This is a genomic window from Novosphingobium sp. B-7 (assembly GCF_000410615.1).
GTDB lineage: Bacteria > Pseudomonadota > Alphaproteobacteria > Sphingomonadales > Sphingomonadaceae > Novosphingobium > Novosphingobium capsulatum.
Genome location: NZ_KE148383.1, coordinates 5,644 through 5,864 on the forward strand (window position 1 = coordinate 5,644; position 221 = coordinate 5,864).

The following is a 221-nucleotide window of genomic DNA, read 5'->3' on the forward strand; positions in this document are numbered from 1 at the left end:
CGCCGGGCGGGCAACGCTGACCTCGATCGCCGTGCCCGGCGGGGTGTGCAGCCGCGCGTTGTCGAGCAGGTTGGCAATGGCCATGGCCACCAGGCCGGGGTTGCCGTGGGTCATCACCACCTCTTCCGCCCCGAGCAGGGCGATGCTGCGCCCGCCCGCCAGCACATCGGGCGTGCGATCGGCCACGACGGCCACGGCCAGCCCGGCTAGGTCGAAACGCT

The 221-nt window shown here is 73.3% G+C and carries 1 pseudogene; it reads right to left on the reverse strand.

What is annotated here, in order from left to right:
* A pseudogene (locus tag H926_RS33440) lies at positions 1–221 on the reverse strand (sensor histidine kinase); the annotation flags it as partial.